This window comes from Bradyrhizobium lablabi (assembly GCF_018129385.1).
Classification (GTDB): Bacteria; Pseudomonadota; Alphaproteobacteria; order Rhizobiales; family Xanthobacteraceae; genus Bradyrhizobium; species Bradyrhizobium lablabi_C.
The window spans coordinates 532,318-550,340 of sequence record NZ_JAFCLN010000001.1 but is presented as its reverse complement, the minus strand read 5'-3'; the positions used below and the strand labels follow the sequence as shown (position 1 = coordinate 550,340).

16 protein-coding genes are annotated in these 18,023 nt (G+C 64.5%); 7 read left to right on the top strand and 9 right to left on the bottom strand.

What is annotated here, in order from left to right; genetic code table 11:
• Window positions 1-58 precede the first annotated feature (58 nt).
• Genes JQ628_RS02520 through JQ628_RS34935 form a run of 3 tightly spaced genes read left to right on the top strand, consistent with a single transcriptional unit; the run spans window position 59 to window position 1,524 of the window.
• Window positions 59-961, top strand: a complete 903-nt coding sequence (locus tag JQ628_RS02520) for an NAD-dependent epimerase/dehydratase family protein (protein WP_212218640.1) — start codon at window positions 59-61, stop codon at window positions 959-961.
• A 39-nt stretch (window positions 962-1,000) separates the two neighbouring features.
• A complete protein-coding gene (locus JQ628_RS02515) occupies window positions 1,001-1,228 on the top strand; it encodes a hypothetical protein (RefSeq protein WP_212218638.1) in 228 nt (75 codons plus the stop codon).
• Window positions 1,216-1,524 (top strand): type II toxin-antitoxin system RelE/ParE family toxin, encoded by a 309-nt coding sequence (locus tag JQ628_RS34935; protein ID WP_433996096.1) that lies wholly within the window; start codon window positions 1,216-1,218, stop codon window positions 1,522-1,524. Before JQ628_RS02515 ends, JQ628_RS34935 begins: the two co-directional genes overlap by 13 nt.
• Here JQ628_RS34935 and JQ628_RS02505 read toward each other — a convergent pair whose 3' ends face one another.
• Entirely contained in the window at window positions 1,525-2,529 is a 1,005-nt protein-coding gene (locus JQ628_RS02505; RefSeq protein ID WP_212218632.1) for a VOC family protein, read from the bottom strand. It lies immediately after the preceding gene.
• A gap of 315 nt (window positions 2,530-2,844) precedes the next feature.
• Between JQ628_RS02505 and JQ628_RS02500 the strand changes: the two genes are divergently transcribed.
• Both JQ628_RS02500 and JQ628_RS02495 read left to right on the top strand, forming a co-directional pair.
• The gene (locus JQ628_RS02500) at window positions 2,845-5,001 is read left to right on the top strand and encodes an anthranilate synthase component I (protein WP_212218630.1); all 2,157 of its coding nucleotides are present in this window, start codon (window positions 2,845-2,847) and stop codon (window positions 4,999-5,001) included.
• A 114-nt stretch (window positions 5,002-5,115) separates the two neighbouring features.
• On the top strand, window positions 5,116-5,655 hold the full coding sequence (locus tag JQ628_RS02495) for an adenine phosphoribosyltransferase (protein WP_212218626.1): 540 nt from the start codon (window positions 5,116-5,118) through the stop codon (window positions 5,653-5,655).
• Window positions 5,656-5,792: 137 nt separating this feature from the next.
• On the opposite strand, the gene JQ628_RS02490 is transcribed toward JQ628_RS02495, so the two are convergent.
• Window positions 5,793-6,896: a transporter substrate-binding domain-containing protein gene (locus JQ628_RS02490; protein ID WP_212218623.1), complete on the bottom strand. Its 1,104-nt coding sequence runs from the start codon at window positions 6,894-6,896 to the stop codon at window positions 5,793-5,795.
• Window positions 6,897-7,044: 148 nt separating this feature from the next.
• On the opposite strand from JQ628_RS02490, the gene tenA reads away from it, so the two are divergent.
• On the top strand, window positions 7,045-7,710 hold the full coding sequence (gene tenA / locus JQ628_RS02485) for a thiaminase II (RefSeq protein ID WP_212218620.1): 666 nt from the start codon (window positions 7,045-7,047) through the stop codon (window positions 7,708-7,710).
• A 30-nt stretch (window positions 7,711-7,740) separates the two neighbouring features.
• Here tenA and JQ628_RS02480 read toward each other — a convergent pair whose 3' ends face one another.
• Window positions 7,741-9,024 carry a cystathionine gamma-synthase family protein gene (locus JQ628_RS02480; protein WP_212218617.1) on the bottom strand — a complete coding sequence of 428 codons (1,284 nt, stop codon included), beginning with the start codon at window positions 9,022-9,024 and terminating at the stop codon, window positions 7,741-7,743.
• A 121-nt stretch (window positions 9,025-9,145) separates the two neighbouring features.
• Between JQ628_RS02480 and JQ628_RS02475 the strand changes: the two genes are divergently transcribed.
• Window positions 9,146-9,484, top strand: a complete 339-nt coding sequence (locus JQ628_RS02475) for a GcrA family cell cycle regulator (RefSeq protein ID WP_212218614.1) — start codon at window positions 9,146-9,148, stop codon at window positions 9,482-9,484.
• Between the two features lie 130 nt (window positions 9,485-9,614).
• On the opposite strand, the gene JQ628_RS02470 is transcribed toward JQ628_RS02475, so the two are convergent.
• The 6 genes from JQ628_RS02470 to smc form a co-directional block, all read right to left on the bottom strand.
• Entirely contained in the window at window positions 9,615-10,283 is a 669-nt protein-coding gene (locus JQ628_RS02470; protein ID WP_212218611.1) for a hypothetical protein, read from the bottom strand.
• A 60-nt stretch (window positions 10,284-10,343) separates the two neighbouring features.
• Window positions 10,344-11,093 carry a hypothetical protein gene (locus JQ628_RS02465; protein WP_212218607.1) on the bottom strand — a complete coding sequence of 250 codons (750 nt, stop codon included), beginning with the start codon at window positions 11,091-11,093 and terminating at the stop codon, window positions 10,344-10,346.
• Window positions 11,094-11,251: 158 nt separating this feature from the next.
• The gene (locus JQ628_RS02460; protein WP_212218604.1) at window positions 11,252-12,448 is read right to left on the bottom strand and encodes a M48 family metallopeptidase; all 1,197 of its coding nucleotides are present in this window, start codon (window positions 12,446-12,448) and stop codon (window positions 11,252-11,254) included.
• Between the two features lie 135 nt (window positions 12,449-12,583).
• Complete coding sequence (locus JQ628_RS02455; protein ID WP_212218601.1) at window positions 12,584-13,144, bottom strand: LemA family protein; 561 nt, start codon at window positions 13,142-13,144, stop codon at window positions 12,584-12,586.
• Window positions 13,145-13,391: 247 nt separating this feature from the next.
• Entirely contained in the window at window positions 13,392-14,366 is a 975-nt protein-coding gene (locus tag JQ628_RS02450) for a small ribosomal subunit Rsm22 family protein (RefSeq protein WP_212218598.1), read from the bottom strand.
• Window positions 14,363-17,821, bottom strand: a complete 3,459-nt coding sequence (gene smc, locus JQ628_RS02445; RefSeq protein ID WP_212218595.1) for a chromosome segregation protein SMC — start codon at window positions 17,819-17,821, stop codon at window positions 14,363-14,365. The genes JQ628_RS02450 and smc overlap by 4 nt, the downstream gene beginning before the upstream one ends.
• Window positions 17,822-18,023: the final 202 nt, after the last annotated feature.

The following is an 18,023-nucleotide window of genomic DNA, read 5'->3' as shown; positions in this document are numbered from 1 at the left end:
CAACCTCACCCTGTGGTTATGGATCCCTGCGTTCGCAGGGACGACGAGATCAAAGCACATGAAAATCTTCTGCACAGGCGCATCGGGTTACATCGGTGGTTCGGTTGCTGCGCATCTCGCCGCTGCCGGCCATCAGGTCACCGGCCTCGTTCGTTCTGCCGAAAAAGCGGACGCCGTCCGCACGTTCGGCATCGAGCCTGTCATGGGTACGCTGGACGACGCTGCCGTCCTTGCGCGCGCAGCCCAGGCCGCCGATGTCGTCGTCAACGCGGCGAGCGCCGACCACAGGGGAGCGGTCACAGCCCTGCTCGATGCACTCGCCGGCAGCGGCAAGGCCTTCATCCACACTTCGGGCTCGAGCATTGTCGGCTGGCGTTCCCGCGGCGAGCGCTCCGACGATATCTTCGATGAGGATACGCCGATCGCGCCGTCGCCTGCACGCGTCGCGCGCGTCGAACTCAATCACTTCATCCTTGGCGCTCACGACAAGGGCTGCCGCCCCGTCATCATCTGCCCCAGCCTGATCTACGGCATCGGCCACGGCGCCGGCCGCGACAGCGTGCAGGTGCCGCTCCTGATCAGGCTCGCGAAAAAGCGCGGCAACGCCGCCCATGCCGGGCCCGGCGAAAATATCTGGTCCAACGTGCATATCGACGATCTCGTCCCGCTCTATGCACTCGCGATCGACAAGGCGCCAGCCGGCAGCTTCTATTTTGTCGAGAACGGCGAGAACTCGATGCGCGAAGCGTGCTTCGCTATCAACCGCATGCTCGGCTTTGCCGGCCCGCCCTCGGCAATGACCATGCAGGACGCCGCGAGCGAATGGAGCGAGGGCACCACCGAGGACACCATGGCCTCCAACAGCCGCGTCCGCGCCAAGCGTGCCCGCCGTGAGCTCAATTGGCAGCCGAAGGCGCGCGGACTGATCGAGGAGATCGAGCAGGGGTGCTATCGGGAGTAGGCATCTCGCCTCTGCCCCGATCCATGATATATGTAATCCATGACCAAGGTTCTTGAAGACGCGATTGAGAAGGTACGACGGCTTCCGGAAGACCGACAGGCCTATGTCGCGGAAATACTGGAACAGATCGCTGCGGCTGGCAGTGACCAGTTTGTCGTACCGGAGTTGCATCGTGCGGCAGTGCTCGAAGGCCTCGCGGAAGCGGAGCGTGGTGAATATGTGACCGATGAGGAGATGGCCGCTCTCTGGAAAAAGTGCGGCCTGTGAGGCTGCGTTTTTCGCCGCGCGCTTATGCCGACATCGCCGACATTCACGAATACATTGCGGAGCATAGCCCGCGGGCGGCTACCGCTGTAGCAGCGCAAATTCGTCTCACGAGTGAGTTGTTGGCTCGACACCCAGCTCTCGGACGCGATACTGATATTTATGGTGTCCGTGTATTTCCGACTTCCCGATATCCCTATCTCGTCTATCACCAGGTTAAAGGGGACGAGCTAGTCGTCATCCATGTGCGCCACGGGCGACGGGATGCACCGACTGGAGATGAGTTGCATGAGAACTGACTATCCGCCGCCCTCCCGCACCCCGTCCCACCACGCGCACGTGCCCGACATCAGCTTGTAATTCCCCTCCATCACCTGCACCGGCGCGCGCTTGCCCTCGCGGGCGGCGTTCATGCGCATGTCGCGGGCGACCTCGCGGTCCTTTTCCGGCAGCCAGACGCGATCGTGGCCCCACAGGCTCGGCCCGTCGAACATCTCGACCGCCTGCCAGGTTGGCGGATCGATCTCGCGCCCGCCCCAGCCGCATTCGATCATGAAGGAGGAGGGCGACTTGCAGTAGAACGAGGTCATGAAATCGTTGGTGTGGCGGCCGAGCGTGACGCCGACGCGACCTTCCTGCGTCAGTGCGATGTCGTAGGCCTGCCCGACGTCGTCGAGCGAGAACAGTTCCACCATCAGATGGTGCATGCCGCTCTTGCCGGTCTCGATCATCGCAAGCGAGTGGTGCCGCGCATTGACGTGGAAGAAATAGGCGCGGAACGGTTTTGTGATGTAGTCGGACAGCCCGAAGCCGAGCACGCCGGTATAGAACGCCAGCATCGGATCGATATTCTCTACCGTCAGCACGGCATGCCCGAGCCCCAATGGACCGGTGCGGAAACCGGAAATGTTGCGGCCGGGCCGGAACGGCGTCTCGTCGGTCTCGGCGCCCCAGAATGCCTCGAGCCGGTTGCCTTCGGGATCGCTGAACGAAATCAGCCCGCGCACGCGCCGCGCATCGGCCAGCGCCGCCGGCTCGGCGGTGACCTTCACGCCGGCCGCCTCCAGCTTCGCCGCCAGCGCATCGAGCGCCGTGCTATCTGCCACTTCCCAGCCGAAAAAGCGCGTGCCTTCGCCCATCGCGCGGTCGATCACCACGCGCTGCTTGCGGTCGTCCATCCGGAAGGCGAGCAGCGAATTGCCGCGCTCGACTGCCTGAAAACCGACCAGGCCGGTGCCGAACTCCCGCCAGTCGTCGAGCGCGTCAGACCCAAACCCGGCATATCCCAGACCCAGCAATGCCATATGCGCCTCCTTGATCCGGACCTTCGCCAGCCCGGTTAATGCGAATCTTAGGGGTATTTTCCGTTTCTGAAAGCCCTCAAATGCCATTGAAAGCGGCAGCCTGTGGCCCGGCATCCCTTGACACGGACCGTTGCCGATGGTGAGTAATCCCCATGAGCACCGTGATCAGACCAACCCGTCGTTGGTGGCGCACCTCTTAAGAGGTGGCCGGTGCGATTGCATTTTCAAAAAATCGTCAGAGGTCGCCAACGCAGTTCGGCGGCCTTTCGTTTGTCCTGTGTGGCGTTCCCTCGGCAAGTTTCGTAAGAGGATCACATGAACAGGACCGTCTTTTCGCTCCCCGACAAAAGCGAGTATCGCACCGCGAGCGGGCTGGCGATCACGCGCATGTCCGAGCAGTTTTCCGGCGACGCCAAGCGGCTGGACGACCTGATCGAACTGCTCGACCGCCGCCCAGGCGTCGTGCTGTCCTCGGGCACCACGGTGCCCGGCCGCTACGAGAGTTTTGACCTCGGCTTTGCCGATCCGCCGCTGGTGCTGGAAACGTCAGGCACGAATTTTTCGCTGCGCGCCCTGAATGCGCGCGGCGAGGTGCTGATCGCGTTCATCGCCGATGTCCTGCGCGAGCCCTGCGTCGTGATCGACGAGAAAAGCGCGAGCCGCCTTGCCGGCCATATCGTCCGCGGCGCAGCGCCGGTCGAGGAAGACCAGCGCACCCGCCGGGCCAGCGTGATGTCGCTGGTGCGCGATCTCATTGCCGCATTCTCCGCCAATGACGATCCGCTGCTCGGCCTGTACGGCGCCTTCGCCTACGATCTCGTGTTCCAGATCGAGGACCTCGTGCAGAAGCGTGCGCGCGAAGCCGACCAGCGCGACATCGTGCTCTATGTGCCGGATCGCCTGCTTGCCTACGACCGCGCCACCGGCCGCGGCGTCATGCTGAGCTATGAGTTCGCCTGGAAGGGCAAATCCACCGCGGGTTTGCCGCGCGAGACCGCAGAGAGCGTCTACAAGAAGACGCCGCGCCAGGGCTTTGCCGACCACGCCCCCGGCGAATACCAGGCCACGGTAGAAACCGCGCGCGCCGCGTTCGCGCGCGGCGATCTCTTTGAAGCCGTGCCCGGCCAGCTCTTCGCCGAGCCCTGCGAGCGCTCACCGGCGGAAGTGTTTCAACGGCTCTGCATCATCAACCCGTCGCCCTACGGCGCGCTGATGAATCTCGGCAATGGCGAATTCCTGGTTTCCGCTTCGCCGGAAATGTTTGTGCGCTCCGACGGTCGCCGCGTGGAGACTTGTCCGATTTCTGGCACCATCGCCCGCGGCGCGGACGCGATCGGCGATGCCGAGCAGATCAGGCAGCTCCTGAACTCGGAAAAGGACGAGTTCGAGCTCAACATGTGCACCGACGTCGACCGCAACGACAAGGCGCGCATCTGCGTGCCCGGCACCATCAAGGTGCTGGCGCGCCGCCAGATCGAAACCTACTCAAAACTCTTCCATACAGTCGATCACGTCGAAGGCATGCTGCGGCCGGGCTTCGATTCGCTCGACGCCTTCCTCACCCACGCCTGGGCGGTCACCGTGACAGGCGCGCCAAAGCTGTGGGCGATGCAGTTCGTCGAGGATCACGAGCGCTCGCCGCGGCGCTGGTACGCCGGCGCGATCGGCGCGGTCAATTTCGACGGCAGCATCAACACCGGCCTCACCATCCGCACCATTCGCATGAAGGATGGCCTTGCCGAAGTCCGCGTCGGCGCCACCTGCCTCTTTGACTCGGATCCCGCCGCCGAAGATCGTGAATGTCAGGTCAAGGCCGCCGCGCTATTCCAGGCGCTGCGCGGCGATCCGCCAAAACCGCTGTCGGCTTTCGCGCCCGATGCCACCGGCTCGGGCAAGAAGGTGCTGCTGATCGATCACGACGACAGCTTTGTGCATATGCTGGCGGACTATTTCCGCCAGGTCGGCGCCAGCGTCACGGTGGTGCGGCACGTTCATGCGCAGGAGATGCTGAAGAAGAACTGGGATCTTCTGGTGCTCTCGCCCGGCCCGGGCCGCCCCGAAGACTTCGGCATCTCCAAAACCATCGGCGCTGCGATCGACAAGAAGCTGCCGATCTTCGGCGTCTGTCTCGGCGTGCAGGCGATTGGCGAATATTTTGGCGGTCAGCTCGGCCAGCTCGGCCAGCCCGCGCATGGCCGGCCCTCGCGTATCCAGGTGCGGGGAGGCCGGCTGATGCAGAACCTGCCCAATGAGATCGTGATCGGCCGCTATCACTCGCTGTTTGTCGAGCGCCAGAGCGTGCCCGAGGTGCTGAGCGTCACCGCCACCACCGAGGACGGCGTGGCGATGGCGATCGAACACAAGACGCTGCCGGTCGGCGGCGTGCAGTTCCACCCGGAATCGCTGATGTCGCTCGGCGGCGAGGTAGGGCTGCGCATCGTGGAGAATGCGTTCCGGCTGAATGTGAGTTGATCGTCATTGCGAGGAGCGAAGCGACGAAGCAATCCAGCTTTCTTACTTGTAGCCAAGCTGGATTGCTTCGCGGTGCTCGCAGTGACGGAGGATAGATAAGGGGCTGAGAAGCTAATGACATTTGATCACGACCTGAAAGCCACCGTTCGCACCATCCCGGACTACCCGAAAAAGGGTATCCTGTTTCGCGACATCACGACGCTGCTCGGCGAGCCGCGCGCCTTCCGCCGCGCGGTCGATGAGCTGGTGCATCCCTGGGCCGGGCTGAAGATCGACAAGGTCGCCGGCATCGAGGCGCGCGGTTTCATCATCGGCGGCGCGGTCGCGCATCAGGTTTCCGCCGGCTTCGTGCCGATCCGCAAGAAAGGCAAGCTGCCGCACGCCACGGTGCGCATCGCTTACTCCCTCGAATACGGCATCGACGAGATGGAGATGCATGCGGACGCCATCCATCCGGGCGAGCGCGTCATCCTGGTCGACGACCTGATCGCCACCGGCGGCACCGCCGAAGGCGCGGTCAAACTGCTGCGCCAGATCGGCGCCAACGTGGTCGCCGCCTGCTTCATCATCGACCTGCCGGATTTGGGCGGCGCCGCAAAATTGCGAGCGATGGACGTACCGGTGCGCACGCTGATGGCATTTGAGGGGCATTAGGGCCTGCATCCGCACCCACCGACCTCATCCTGAGGAGCGCGCTTTCGCGCGCGTCTCGAAGGATGGGGCGCGGGGCGATAGGGCGGCCTCATGGTTCGAGACGGCGCTTACGCACCTCCTCACCATGAGGAGTTAGTCTAGGGCGAACGTGCATTGCCCAGCGTCTGGAACAGCGTTTGTCGCCACCAATCGCTTTCGATCTGATCGAGCACGGCGAGATCGAGCATGGGCCGCAAGCTGCTGCCCTTCGGCAGCACGATGGCATAGCTCTCCCGGCTGAAGCTGGTGTCGACGACACGAACCGAGGCCGAGAAATCCTTGCGGACGGTCCAGGTCAGAAGCGGCTTGTCGTGGACGAAGGCATCGATCGCGCCGTGTCGCAATGCCGACAGGCCGTCTTGCGGATCTGCAAATCCCCGGAAGGAAAGTTGCTGACGCGCGAGATAGTCCGCCGTCGCAGAGTTGGCGACGGCGCCAACGCGCACGGATCGCAGGTCGTTGAAGCCATGAACGGCACCTTCGAGCCCTCGGCGCGTCAGGGTGGAGGTGATGCCTGCCGTGAACACGGCGATGGCAATGATGGAAGCGATCATCCATGCGGTCGCGACGATCCGTCCCGGCAGGGTTGCCGGCGCATTCTGCGCGGCTCCCGCCTGGGTCATGGCGATGGTCGACCACCAGAAGCTGGAGCCGAGCCCCTTGGCGCCCCCGGAAAAATGTTCGGTTTTCCGCCGTTCCAGCAGCCAGATCAGGAAGCCGACCGCCATAGCAAGAGAAAGCAGGATCGCGACCGCCTGGAAGAAGCCGAAGGAAAGCAGCGCCCGCCCGATCGAGACCCAGGCGCTTTCATGGATCGGCACCGCGATCCCCAGCCCGGTGTTGTAGAAGGGTTGCGTGAAATCGACGCTGCGGGCGCGCCCGGCGGTCACGGTCACCGCTGCGACGCCGGCGTCGAGCTGGCCGCTCGCGACGCCATCCAGCAGATCCTGCACGTTCTGGCTCTCGACCAGGCGAAAGTGCAGATGCGCGCCGGCGGCGATTTTTCTCCAGAGCTCGATGCTGATGCCGCCCCAGCTGCCGTCCGGCTGCTTCATCGCGAACGGCGGCGCCTCCTTGGTCGCCACCACCAATTCCCGGTCGGGGACCGCGCCTTGCGTGCCTTGGGCCCGAACCGCGTTGCCGCCGAGTGCAAGCACCGCCAGCAATAGCAGGCATGGCAAAACCGGTCGAAACGAGCTCATGACGAACCTTGACTTGATGCGTATCGGGATCGGTCCACGCAAGCATTGCTATTTGGCGGCATTTCGTCATCAGTCAGGGCGACGATAGCTCTGCCCGATGCGGAACCTGCGCGCCGGGGCATTGTTCCCTGTTCCAGCGAAAGAGATCATGAGCTTCTTCGAACGACTGAAGACAGCAGCAGCGGCCGAGTGGCGGGCCTATACCGAGCACCCCTTCACGAACGGCCTGGCGGATGGTTCGCTCCCTGAAGCCGCGTTTCGTCACTACCTCATTCAGGACTATTTGTTCCTGATTGAGTTCGCCCGCGCTTACGCGCTCTCCGTCTACAAGTCGCCCAGCCTCGCCGACATGCGCGAGGCAGCGGCGGGCGTCTCGGCCATTCTCGATGTCGAGATGAACCTGCATGTAAAACTCTGCGCCGGCTGGGGCCTGTCGGCTAGCGATCTTGAACAAGCCCCGCCGGCAGTCGAGATGCTCGCCTATACGCGCTACGTACTCGACACGGGAATGCGCGGCGATCTGCTGGCGCTCAAGGTGGCGCTTGCCCCTTGCGTGATCGGTTACGCGGAAATCGCGACGCGGCTCGCCTCGCACCCCGATGCCCTCGCGGCGGCGAACCCGTATCGCGTCTGGACATCAGAATATGCCGGCGCACCCTACCAGGATGTCGCGGCGAGAATGTCGGCACATCTGGAAGATCTGGCCGCTCGCTACGCCACGCCGGCCCGCGAGGCGGAGCTGGCCGCGATCTTCAAGGAAGCCACCCGGCTCGAAGCCGATTTCTGGGAAATGGGCTGGCGCGCGGGGCGGTGACCACCGCGGCCGCAAAGCTGTGCGCAGCACCTATGCCGCATTCAACGCCTGCGCGATGTCGGCGATCAGATCGGACGGGTGTTCGATACCGATCGACAGCCGGATCGTGGAGTCGAGGACGCCTATTGTTTGCCGGACGTCGGCCGGAACCCCGGAGTGAGTCATGCTCGCGGGCAGGCTGGCAAGCGATTCCGTGCCGCCCAGGCTCACCGCCAACTTGAAGATTTTCAGCGCGTTCAGGAATTTGAATGCCGCGGCCTGGCCGCCGACGATATCGAACGAAAACGTCGATCCCGCACCGGTGCATTGGCTCGCGAACAGACGGCCGGCCGGGGAGGCTGTGTCGTGATGGGCGAGGTAGTGAACCCTTTCCACCTTATGGTGGTCGCGCAGATAATCCGCCACCATCCGCGCATTCTGGTCGGCCTTTTCCATCCGAAGGCTCAGTGTTTCGAGCGAGCGGCCGAGCATCCAGCAGGAATGTGGATCGAGCTGGGTGCCGATCGCGCCTCGCAGCGCCTTGATCTCCTTCATGAGGGCTTTTGAGCCGAGCGCGGCGCCGGCGATCAGGTCGGAATGGCCTCCGACATATTTGGTCAGCGAGTACAACGAGAGGTCAGCACCATGTTCGATCGGCCGCTGGAATACCGGCCCGAGCAGGGTATTGTCACAGGCGACGATCGGCACGTAGTCCTGCGCCTCGCCGATATTGTCGGCGATGCGGCGGACCATCGCGATATCGACGAGGCCGTTGGTGGGATTTGCCGGGGTTTCGATCAGGATCATTGCAACCCGCCCCTTTTGCATGGCCTCGTCCCCCGCCAGCTCGACGGCCGCTTCGTCGATGCCGTCGGCAAAGCCCACCGCGCTGATCGAGAAGCCGGAAAGCGTCTTCGCCAGCAGCGTTTCGGTGCCACCATAGAGCGGCTGCGAATGCAGGATCACGTCACCCGGCCGCGCAAAGGCGAGGATCGTGGTCGCAATCGCCGACATCCCGGACGAGAACAGCGCGCAGGACTCGGCGCGCTCGTAGACGGCGAGCCTGTCCTCGACGATCTCGCTGTTGGGATGATTGAACCGCGAATAGACCAGGCCCGCGCCGACCCCTTCGGGAGGCTCGCGCCGGCCCGAGACGAAATCGAAGAAGTCCTGTCCGTCTTCGGCAGTTTTGAAGACGAAGGTCGAGGTCAGGAACACCGGCGGCTTGACGGCGCCTTCCGACAGTTGCGGGTCGTAGCCGTAGTTCAGCATCAGCGTTTCGGGATGCAGCACGTGATTCCCGATGTGGGTCTTCGACGGAAACGGTTTCACCATGGCTTGCCTCGCTGTCTGAAAACGTTTCTTGCAATGCGTCTTCACCATAGCAGCACGCGAAGTTCGCGCAGAGCGTGGTGATATTGTCAGCACCTGCACTCTTGGTGTAAGACAATAGCGCATGTGGGATACCGCGAGCATTGCACTTCTCAGAAAACTCTGGGCCGATGGCCACAGTGCCGGGGAGATCGCAAGCCGCATAGGGCAAAGTCGCAATGCCGTGTGCGCCAAGTTGCTGCGGATGGGTCTGAAGCGCGGCCACAAGCCGCCAACCGCAAAACCCAGGATCGTATCGGTGCCGAAGCGAAGGCCTTTGCTTTCGGCAGCCTGTGCTCTCCCGGTTCACAAGGTGGTGTCGACGCGCAAGCCGGCAGCGCCGCGGCCCGAGGAATTCACCAAATCGCGGCTGAACGAGATGCTGGCTGAGGCCGTCGCCAACACAGTGCGACCCCGCCGGTGATGCACGCGACCTTTACTGAGGTATGAGCCATCGGTAGAGTCCGGCGGATGTCCGGCCCGGGCGTAGGGTGCGGATGCCCGGAGATTTGTGGAATCCAGTTGCTCGCGAGGTGTGTGGAGAGAGAGCGCAGTTATGACCGCTGCAAAATCAGCTTCAGCTCCAGCTCGCGGAAACTGAAATAGTTCCGCCGGATCCACTGGTGCAGTTCGGTGGACGAATCCTTCTCGCTCCGCAGATAACCGGTGAACGAAAAGTTCAGCCGGTCGATATAGGTCTTCAAAAACACCGGCAGCGCCGAGACCCGCAACACGCGGCCGTGCCCCATAGCCGGCGGCAGCTCGCCGCGCACCACGAATTCATTGTCGATGGTGACCAGCGATCGGTCGGGGATCAGCCGCCGCAGCGTCTCGTGGGCGCGCGCCGAGGTGCGGTCGGTGTCGGCCACGAACAGGATGATCGGCGCCACCCCGCGCCGGAGTGCCTCCTTCATGAAGCCGATCTCGTCGATCATCTTGAAGAATTCGTCAAAGGCGTGAAAGCCGAGATCGATCACCTTGGCGAGGCTGTCATTGACGATCAGCCGGTCCATCAACTGCATCTTGCCGAAGGTGTCGGCGACCTCCGCGGTCTCCGTGATCGCGGGCAGATAGTCGAGCAGCGACGGCTCTTTCAGATTGACGTCGAACGAGACCACGCTGCCGTTCTTCAGCAGCAGGAATTCGCTCAGCAGCCGCGCGATCAGCGTCTTGCCGACCTGCGGGCGGGGCGAACAGATGATGTAGACGGGCGTGGGAGTCATCACGCGCTATATCAGGCGAAATTTTCGCCCGATCCAGCCCGAACCGGGCCGGGGCCGAAATTATTTTTCGCCGCCGCGCGTCACCGCCTTGGCGCCGACCAGGTCGGTCAGCTTGATGCGGTCGTATTCGCTCCAGACATTGGCCAGCCAGTGCCGGACATAGCCGCGCAGCACGAAGGAGTAGTTGGCGGCCTCGTCGTGGGTGCCCTTGTTGGCGACGAATTTGAGGAACGGCACGGAAGCGACCTCGACCTGCTCATAGGCCATTTCGTTCAGCTTCGGGATCGTGAGGTCGGTAGCATCCTTGATGCGGTGGAAATAGGAATTGTAGGTCGCCTGGTCCCACTGGAAGAACTGGGTGTCGTTGATGAAGTTCTTCACCAGGAAATATTTGGCGCCGCTCATGAAGCTGGCGGTTTCGGCGATCTCGTCCAGCGAGGCGATTGAGGGGCCGAGGATGTGGAACACGGAGAAGGTGATCTGACCACCCTTGGCCGCATCGAGGAAGCCGATGTCGCGTAGCGAGGCCAGCGCGCGCGAGAGCAGTCCGGCTCGGACGTCGATCACGGTGACCGAGGGACCCGCGCTGAGCGTATCGAAGATCTTCATCTGGTCCGCGGTCGTCGTCATGTCGACGATCTCGGTGATGTCGGGGTGGAAGCGTTTCAGGGTGCCGCGCGGCGATTCGGTGTCGAAAGCGCGGGTAGGGACGTTGTTGGCGCTGAAATAATCCAGGAGCGTCCGCGATACCGTGGTCTTGCCGACCCCGCCCTTGTCCGCGCCCACCACAATCACAACCGGCTTTGCCATGAACTACCCTTAAGCGCCCTCGATCGCGGGAAGCGATCGGCATGTCCCCATACCTTGTTTGGGCGCGAACATGGCAGAAACAAGGGAGAATTCAAATCCTTAAGCCGTCGATTGGGCTAATCGCGGGGGATTTCCTTAATGCTCCGTGGCTTAGCGCATCACGGGACGTGCCGGCCCCAGGGACCCTGAGGTGGACCTTGCGCGGGATCGGCAGGGGTGCGGGCCGGCTCTGCATCGCCCCATGGCCCATGGTGCGGCAGCGGGGGCGGGGACTGGCCGGTGACTTCAGGTTGTTCCGGCTCCTCCGATTCCTGCGGCGGCGCCAGCGGGCCGGGATCGTGGCCACCGGCGAATTTCACCAGCGCCTCGACGCGCGACGGCACCGAGGGGTGGGTGGCGAACAGGTCGGCAAACCCTTGCCGCGGGTTGTCGACGCACAGTTCCATCACCGCCGAGGTGGCGCCGGGCAGTTCGCCGCGGCCCTCGATCTTGCGCAGCGCCGTGATCATCGCGTCGGGATTCTTGGTGAGCTCGACCGAGCCGGCGTCGGCCAGATACTCGCGCGAGCGCGACAGCGCCAGTTTGACGACCTGTGACAGCAGCCAGGCCAGCACGATCAGGACAATCGCGATGATGACGACGATCACCGCCCCGCCGCCCGAGCTCTTGCTGTTCCCGTCCGACGAGGAAGAGGACGACGATGAAGATGAGGACGAGGACGACCACGAGCCGTCGCTGGTCGAATTCCACGACAGGTTGGTGAACAGGCGGAAGAACAATTCGCCGAAGAAGCCGACCACGCCGGCGATGATCACCGCGACCACCATCAACTGTACGTCGCCGTTGCGGATATGGGTCAGTTCGTGGCCCAGCACCGCCTCAATCTCCTGGTCGTTCAGCGCGTTGAGGAGCCCGGTCGTGACCGTGATGGAATATTGCCGCTGGTTCAGCCCGGCTGCGAACGCGTTCAGCGCCGGGCTGTCCATGATCTTCAGCTTCGGCATCGGGATGCCGCGCGAGATGCAGAGATTTTCCAGCAAATTGTAGAGCCGCGGCTCTTGCTGCCGCGTCACCGATTCGCCGCCGGTGACGGCATCGATCATGTTCTGGTGGAAGAAATAGGCGATCACGATCCACAGCGCAGCGATAACGGTCGCGTAGGGAAAGGCCCGGATCAGGTCGCCCATGGCGGCGCGAAGATAGAAGTCGACCGAGCGGTCGCTATCCAGAAAGACCTCGGCCAGCAGCGCGCCGGCATAGACCAGCACATAGATCAGCAGGAACAGGCCCGCGAGCAGCATCATCGAACGGAACTTGTTCGATGCGATATGCGTGTAGAGCCCGTACGCGGCCATTGGTTACGCCTCGTCCCAACCGTCGTCATTCCGGGGCACGCCGAAGGCGTGAACCCGGAATCTCGAGATTCCGGGTTCGATGCTTCGCATCGCCCCGGAATGACGGAGAGAGGAAACGCGCATTGCGTGCAATCCTCAGAACTTCACCGTCGGCACCTTCTCGACCTCCGTCCGGCTGGTACCGAGGTCGAAAAATTCCTTGGGGGTGAAGCCGAGCATCCCGGCGAACAGCGCGGCCGGCATCTGCTGGATGCCGGTGTTGTATTCCTGGACGGCGTTGTTGAAGAAACGGCGGCTGGCCGCGATCTTGTTTTCGATGTCGGACAGTTCGCCCTGAAGCTGCTGGAAGTTGGCGTTGGCCTTCAGGTCAGGATAGGCCTCCGACAGCGCGATCAGGCGGCCGAGCGCGCCGGAGAGTTGGTTCTCGGCGGCGGAGACCTGCGCCGGCCCCTGCGCCGACATCGCCGAATTGCGCGCCTTGATGACGTCGTCGAGCGTGCCGCGCTCATGCTGGGCATAGCCCTTCACGGTCTCGACCAGGTTCGGGATCAAATCGTGGCGCTGCTTGAGCTGCACGTCGATATCGGCAAAGGCCTGATTGACGCGCTGGCTGAGCGCCACCAGCCGGTTATAGGCGGCAAAGACGAAGAGAACGAGAACGACGATGACGCCGAGAACGATCCAGCCGGTCGACATGAGGGAAAACTCCAGGTGGGAGGACGGTGTATTCCTGAACCAAAGCGCTGCCGGGCGGCAGCGTGCGGGAAATTGGGTCTTGCGTTGGTCGGATGCAAGCCCGGTTTAGTTCAAGGCTTTCCGTGTCCCGGACGCGATGCGGTACGCAGTACCGCTTCGCAGAGCCGGGACCCATCATCGCCCGCAAAGAATGGGCTCCGGCTGTGCGGCGCACCGCTTCGCGCTGCGCCGCGTCTGGGGCACGAGATTAAAGCTGTACCGCATCGCCCCAGCGCCAGCGCCGTGCTTCCGCATAGGCCGCCTTGTCCCGCCGCGGGACTCGCGCGATTTCGAGGCCGTTTGGCGTGCAAAGCTTTGCGGTCACCTCAACCTTGCCGACTGCGGGTTGCGCCAGCACGCGGGAAGGGCGCTGTGCGACCGGCGTTCGGGTCAGCGCGACCCAGGAAAACTTCTCGTCCTCGAACGGCACCTCCGCGCCCTTGACCTGCTTGTGCGCACGCGAGCGCTGCAAGCGCTGCGTGAAATGGCACCAGTCGGGCGGGACGAGTGGACAGGCTGCATCATGCGGGCAGGGGGCCACGACATGCGCGCCGGCGGCAATCAGTTGCTTGCGCAGCGCAATGACCCGCGCATAGCCCGCCGGCGTGCCGGGCTCGACCACCAGCAGCGTGTCGCGGGTCTTTTCCCACATCAGGCTCGCCAGCGAGGTCCGTTCGGCCTCGTTCATTTCGCCGATGACGTAACTTGCGATCACGAGATCGGCCGGCTCCGCCCTGGCGAGCAAGGCACGTGCATCGCCGCGTTCATAAATGGTTCGGCTGGCGCGGCCGTTGTCGTCGAGCAGTTCGAGGGCCAGCTTGCGCAGGGCGTCGTTGGCATCCAGCAGCATGAACGATTGCAACGATGGAAACGCCTCGGCTGCCGCCCACGTCGCCGTGCCAGGGCCGGCGCCGATATCGAGCAGGCTCGACGGCGCAAAGTCCGCACGGATTTCAGCAAGCGAATTCAGGCTCGCGACGTCAGCGGCGTACGTCGCCGGCATCCGCGCCAGCGCATAGGCCAGTGCGTCGGTTTCGCTCTTGATGGCGGTCGAGCCGCCGCCATCGCGATAGGTTTTGGAGATCGCCGCCGCACGATCGGCGGCGGCATTGCGTGAAATGCCCTGTAGCCTCGCCTCCAGCGCCGCCCTCAGGGCGGCGGGCAGGTCAGGCGAGGCTGTCACGCCACGTCGAGGATCTTGACCGCGTCCTCGAGATCGACCGACACAAGCTGCGACACGCCGCGCTCGGCCATGGTGACGCCGAACAGCCGGTTCATGCGCGCCATGGTGATCGGGTTGTGCGTGATGATGATAAAGCGCGTCTCGGTCGACGAGGTCATCTCGTGCAGCAGGTTGCAGAAGCGTTCGACGTTGTGGTCGTCGAGCGGCGCGTCGACCTCGTCCAGCACGCAGATCGGCGAGGGGTTGGTGAGGAACACGGCGAAGATCAGCGCGAGCGCGGTCAGCGCCTGCTCGCCGCCCGACAGCAGCGACAGCGTCTGCGGTTTCTTGCCCGGCGGTTTTGCGATGATCTCGAGGCCGGCCTCCAGGGGGTCGTCGCTTTCGATCAGATGCAGCGCCGCCTCGCCGCCGCCGAACAGCTCCGTGAACAGCCGCTTGAAGTGGGTATTGACGACCTCGAACGAGGTGAGCAGCCGCTCGCGCGCTTCGCGGTTGAGGCTCTGGATGCCCTGGCGCAGCCGCTTGATGGCCTCGACCAGGTCGTCGCGCTCGGTGGTGAGTGCGGTGTGCTGGGTCTCGACCTCGCGCAGCTCTTCCTCGGCGCGCAAATTGACCGCGCCGAGCCGCTCGCGGTCGCGGCGCATCTTTTCGAGGTTCTCCTCGATCTCGGCGAGCGGCGGCAATTCCGTGCCCGGCTCGATCTCGGCAAGGCCGGCCACCGCCTGCGGCTCAACCTCGAGCATGTCGTGGATTTCGCGCTCGATATCGGCGAGACGGCGCTTGGTGCCTTCCATGCGCTCTTCGGCGCGGGCGCAGGCTTCGCGGGCCGAAGAGAGCGCTTCGAGCGAGGCCTTGGCGGCGCGGTCGGTCTCCGCCATCAGGGTTTCGGCGGCGGCCAGCGCGTCGGCGGCGGCGCTGCGGTCGGTCTCGGCGTGCTGGATCTCGCTGATCAGCGCGCTGCGCTTCTCGGCAAACACCGCCGGCGCATTTTCAAGCTCCATCCGCTCGGTGGTGAGCTCGACGATGCGGGCCTCGATGGTGGAAATCTGCGAGGCCGCGCTCTGCCGGCGGTTCTGCCATTCGGTGCGCTCGGCCACGATCGCCTGCACGCGCTTGTCGGCGAGTTCTGCCTCGCGCGCCAGCGCCTGTGCTTCGGCGCGGACTTGCGCGGCCATCCGGCGATGGCCTTCGATCTCGGCCCGCACGGCGGAGAGCTTTGATTCAGTCTCGAAGCCCGGCGGCAGCTCCGCCAGCGCGGCGTTCGCACTCTCATGTGTAGCTTCGGCCTCGGCGCGGTCGGCGGTGAGGCGGCTGCGCGCTTCGGTCAACGCGGAGCGGCGCGCGGCATGGCGGTTGATCTCACGCTCGGTCGCGGCATGGCGCTCGCGCGCGGCATCGGCCTCGCGCTGGGCGGCACGCCAAGCTTCGCGTGCGGCGGATTCGGCCGACGCCGCAGCCTTCAAATCCGCTTCCGCGGTTTCCAGCGCCTGCCGCTTGGCGGTGGCGTCGACGCGCGCCTGCTCCAGCTCGTTCTCGATATCAACGAGGCGCGCGCGTTCGGCGAGACGGCGGGCCGCGCCGGTCGGGGCATGCGCGGCGGCGACAAAACCGTCCCAGCGCCAGACGTCGCCTTCCAGCGACACCAATCGTTGCCCGGTCTTGAGCTGCGACACCAGCTCCGCGCCGCGCTCCTTGGCCACGACGCCGATCTGCGCGAGGCGGCGCGACAGCTCGGCCGGGGCCTGCACATGATTGGCGAGGGAATCGACGCCCCCGGGCAGCGCGGGGTCGCCGTCGACGACCCCGACATTGGTCCAGCGCATCGGCGCGGAAGGATCGACGGGCGCATCGAGATCGTCGCCGAGCACGGCGCCGATCGCTTTTTCATATCCCTTGGTGACGGTGATGCCGTCGATGATCGGCGGCCACAAATTCTTGGTCTCGCCGTTGACCAACTTTGAGATGGTCCGCGCTTCGGTCTCCAGCCGCTGCACGCGCTTCTCGGCATCCACCAGCGGGGCGCGCGACGCCTCCAGCGTCTGCCGGGCGGCCACATGCGCACCTTCACTGGTCTGCGCCGCGGCTTCTGCCTCGGCCAGATTGTGCTGCGCCGTGTTCATGGCGATCGAGAGCGCGGCGAGATCGCCGAGGCCGCCGGTCTCCTGCTCGAGCTTCTGCTCGTCGCGCTCGACATTGGCGATTTCCTGGTCGAGCCGCGCCAGCCGCTCGCGGTGGGTGCGCACGCCGGCCTCGAGCTGATTGCGCTTGGCGGTGAGGTCGGCAAGGGCCGTGGTGAGTTCGGCGAACAGCTTTTCGGAACCGGCGAGCGTGGCTTCGGCTTCCGCCACGCGCTCGTCGACGCCGCTGCGCTTCTCGACGCGCGACTTGATCTCTTCCTTCAGTTCGGAGTCTTCGGCATCCAACCGCTGGAGGGCGACTTCGGCGTCCGAGCTCTGCTGCTGCTCGCGGGCGATGTCGGCGGTGAACTGGTTGAGGCGGCGGTCGAGTTCGCTGACACGTTCCTTGGCGCGCTCCTCCTCGCGGTCGAGCAGTTCGCGCGCATTGGTCAGCCGCTGTAGGCCGGCCGCGGCGCGGGCTTCGGCCTCGCGCAGCGCCGGCAGTTCGGACGCGCGCACCGCCTGGATGCGGGCGGCCTCGGCCTGTTCGCGGGTGCGCTCGGCCATCTCGCGGACATTGAGGTCGTGGGTGCGGCCGGCCTCGCCGACGTCGGCATTGGCTTCGATCCAGCGCAGATGGAACAGCGTGGCCTCGGCCTTGCGCACCTTGGCGGCGACCTCGCGGTAGCGGATCGCCTGCCGCGCCTGCCGCTTCAGGCCGTCCATTTGGCCCGCGAGTTGTCCGATCACGTCCTCGACGCGGGTGAGGTTGGTCTCGGCGGCCTTCAGCCGAAGTTCTGCTTCATGGCGGCGGGCGTGCAGGCCGGCGACGCCCGCGGCGTCTTCCAGCACGCGGCGGCGCTGCTCGGGTTTTGCCTGAATGATCTCGCCGATCTTGCCCTGGTGGACCAGCGCCGGAGAACGCGCGCCGGTCGCAGCGTCCGCGAACAGGATCTGCACGTCGCGCGCACGCACGTCGCGGCCGTTGATGCGATAGACGGAACCGGCCTCGCGCTCGATGCGGCGGGAGATCTCCAGGATCTGGCTGTCATTCATGGCGGCCGGCGCCGAGCGATCGGTGTTGTCGATCGTCATCACGACTTCGGCGTGGTTGCGCGCCGGACGGTTGCCGGAACCGGCAAAGATCACCGCGTCCATGTCGGCCGCGCGCAGCGATTTGTGCGAGGTTTCGCCCATCGCCCAGCGCAGCGCTTCCACCAGATTCGACTTGCCGCAGCCGTTCGGACCGACCACGCCGGTGAGGCCGGGTTCGATCATGAAGTCAGTGGGTTCGACGAACGACTTGAAACCGTGAAGGCGCAGGCGCGTGAGTTTCATCGACACAATTCTCTGTTGGCAAGGTTCTTCGCTGGCAAAGGCGCGAATCTCCCTGCCGTGACAATACCATAGAAGGCAATGTCGGTGTGGTGAGTCGCTTTATGCGCCTCTCATGGGGCGCGACAATGGCGGGGCCGGGGCAGAAGGGCAACCGCCGCGGCCTGCTTTTCCCAAAGCTTTTATGGCGTGTTTGTGAAGGCTT

What these genes read in the sequence shown, in the direction of transcription:
- smc (WP_212218595.1), bottom strand. Translation starts at nt 17,821, where the DNA reads ATGAAACTCACGCGCCTGCGCCTTCACGGTTTCAAGTCGTTCGTCGAA.
- JQ628_RS02475 (WP_212218614.1), top strand. Translation starts at nt 9,146, where the DNA reads ATGTGGGATACCGCGAGCATTGCACTTCTCAGAAAACTCTGGGCCGAT.
- JQ628_RS02515 (WP_212218638.1), top strand. Translation starts at nt 1,001, where the DNA reads ATGACCAAGGTTCTTGAAGACGCGATTGAGAAGGTACGACGGCTTCCG.
- JQ628_RS02490 (WP_212218623.1), bottom strand. Translation starts at nt 6,896, where the DNA reads ATGAGCTCGTTTCGACCGGTTTTGCCATGCCTGCTATTGCTGGCGGTG.
- JQ628_RS02470 (WP_212218611.1), bottom strand. Translation starts at nt 10,283, where the DNA reads ATGACTCCCACGCCCGTCTACATCATCTGTTCGCCCCGCCCGCAGGTC.
- JQ628_RS02520 (WP_212218640.1), top strand. Translation starts at nt 59, where the DNA reads ATGAAAATCTTCTGCACAGGCGCATCGGGTTACATCGGTGGTTCGGTT.
- JQ628_RS02460 (WP_212218604.1), bottom strand. Translation starts at nt 12,448, where the DNA reads ATGGCCGCGTACGGGCTCTACACGCATATCGCATCGAACAAGTTCCGT.
- JQ628_RS02480 (WP_212218617.1), bottom strand. Translation starts at nt 9,024, where the DNA reads ATGGTGAAACCGTTTCCGTCGAAGACCCACATCGGGAATCACGTGCTG.
- JQ628_RS02500 (WP_212218630.1), top strand. Translation starts at nt 2,845, where the DNA reads ATGAACAGGACCGTCTTTTCGCTCCCCGACAAAAGCGAGTATCGCACC.
- JQ628_RS02455 (WP_212218601.1), bottom strand. Translation starts at nt 13,144, where the DNA reads ATGTCGACCGGCTGGATCGTTCTCGGCGTCATCGTCGTTCTCGTTCTC.
- JQ628_RS02505 (WP_212218632.1), bottom strand. Translation starts at nt 2,529, where the DNA reads ATGGCATTGCTGGGTCTGGGATATGCCGGGTTTGGGTCTGACGCGCTC.
- JQ628_RS02495 (WP_212218626.1), top strand. Translation starts at nt 5,116, where the DNA reads ATGACATTTGATCACGACCTGAAAGCCACCGTTCGCACCATCCCGGAC.
- JQ628_RS02465 (WP_212218607.1), bottom strand. Translation starts at nt 11,093, where the DNA reads ATGGCAAAGCCGGTTGTGATTGTGGTGGGCGCGGACAAGGGCGGGGTC.
- tenA (WP_212218620.1), top strand. Translation starts at nt 7,045, where the DNA reads ATGAGCTTCTTCGAACGACTGAAGACAGCAGCAGCGGCCGAGTGGCGG.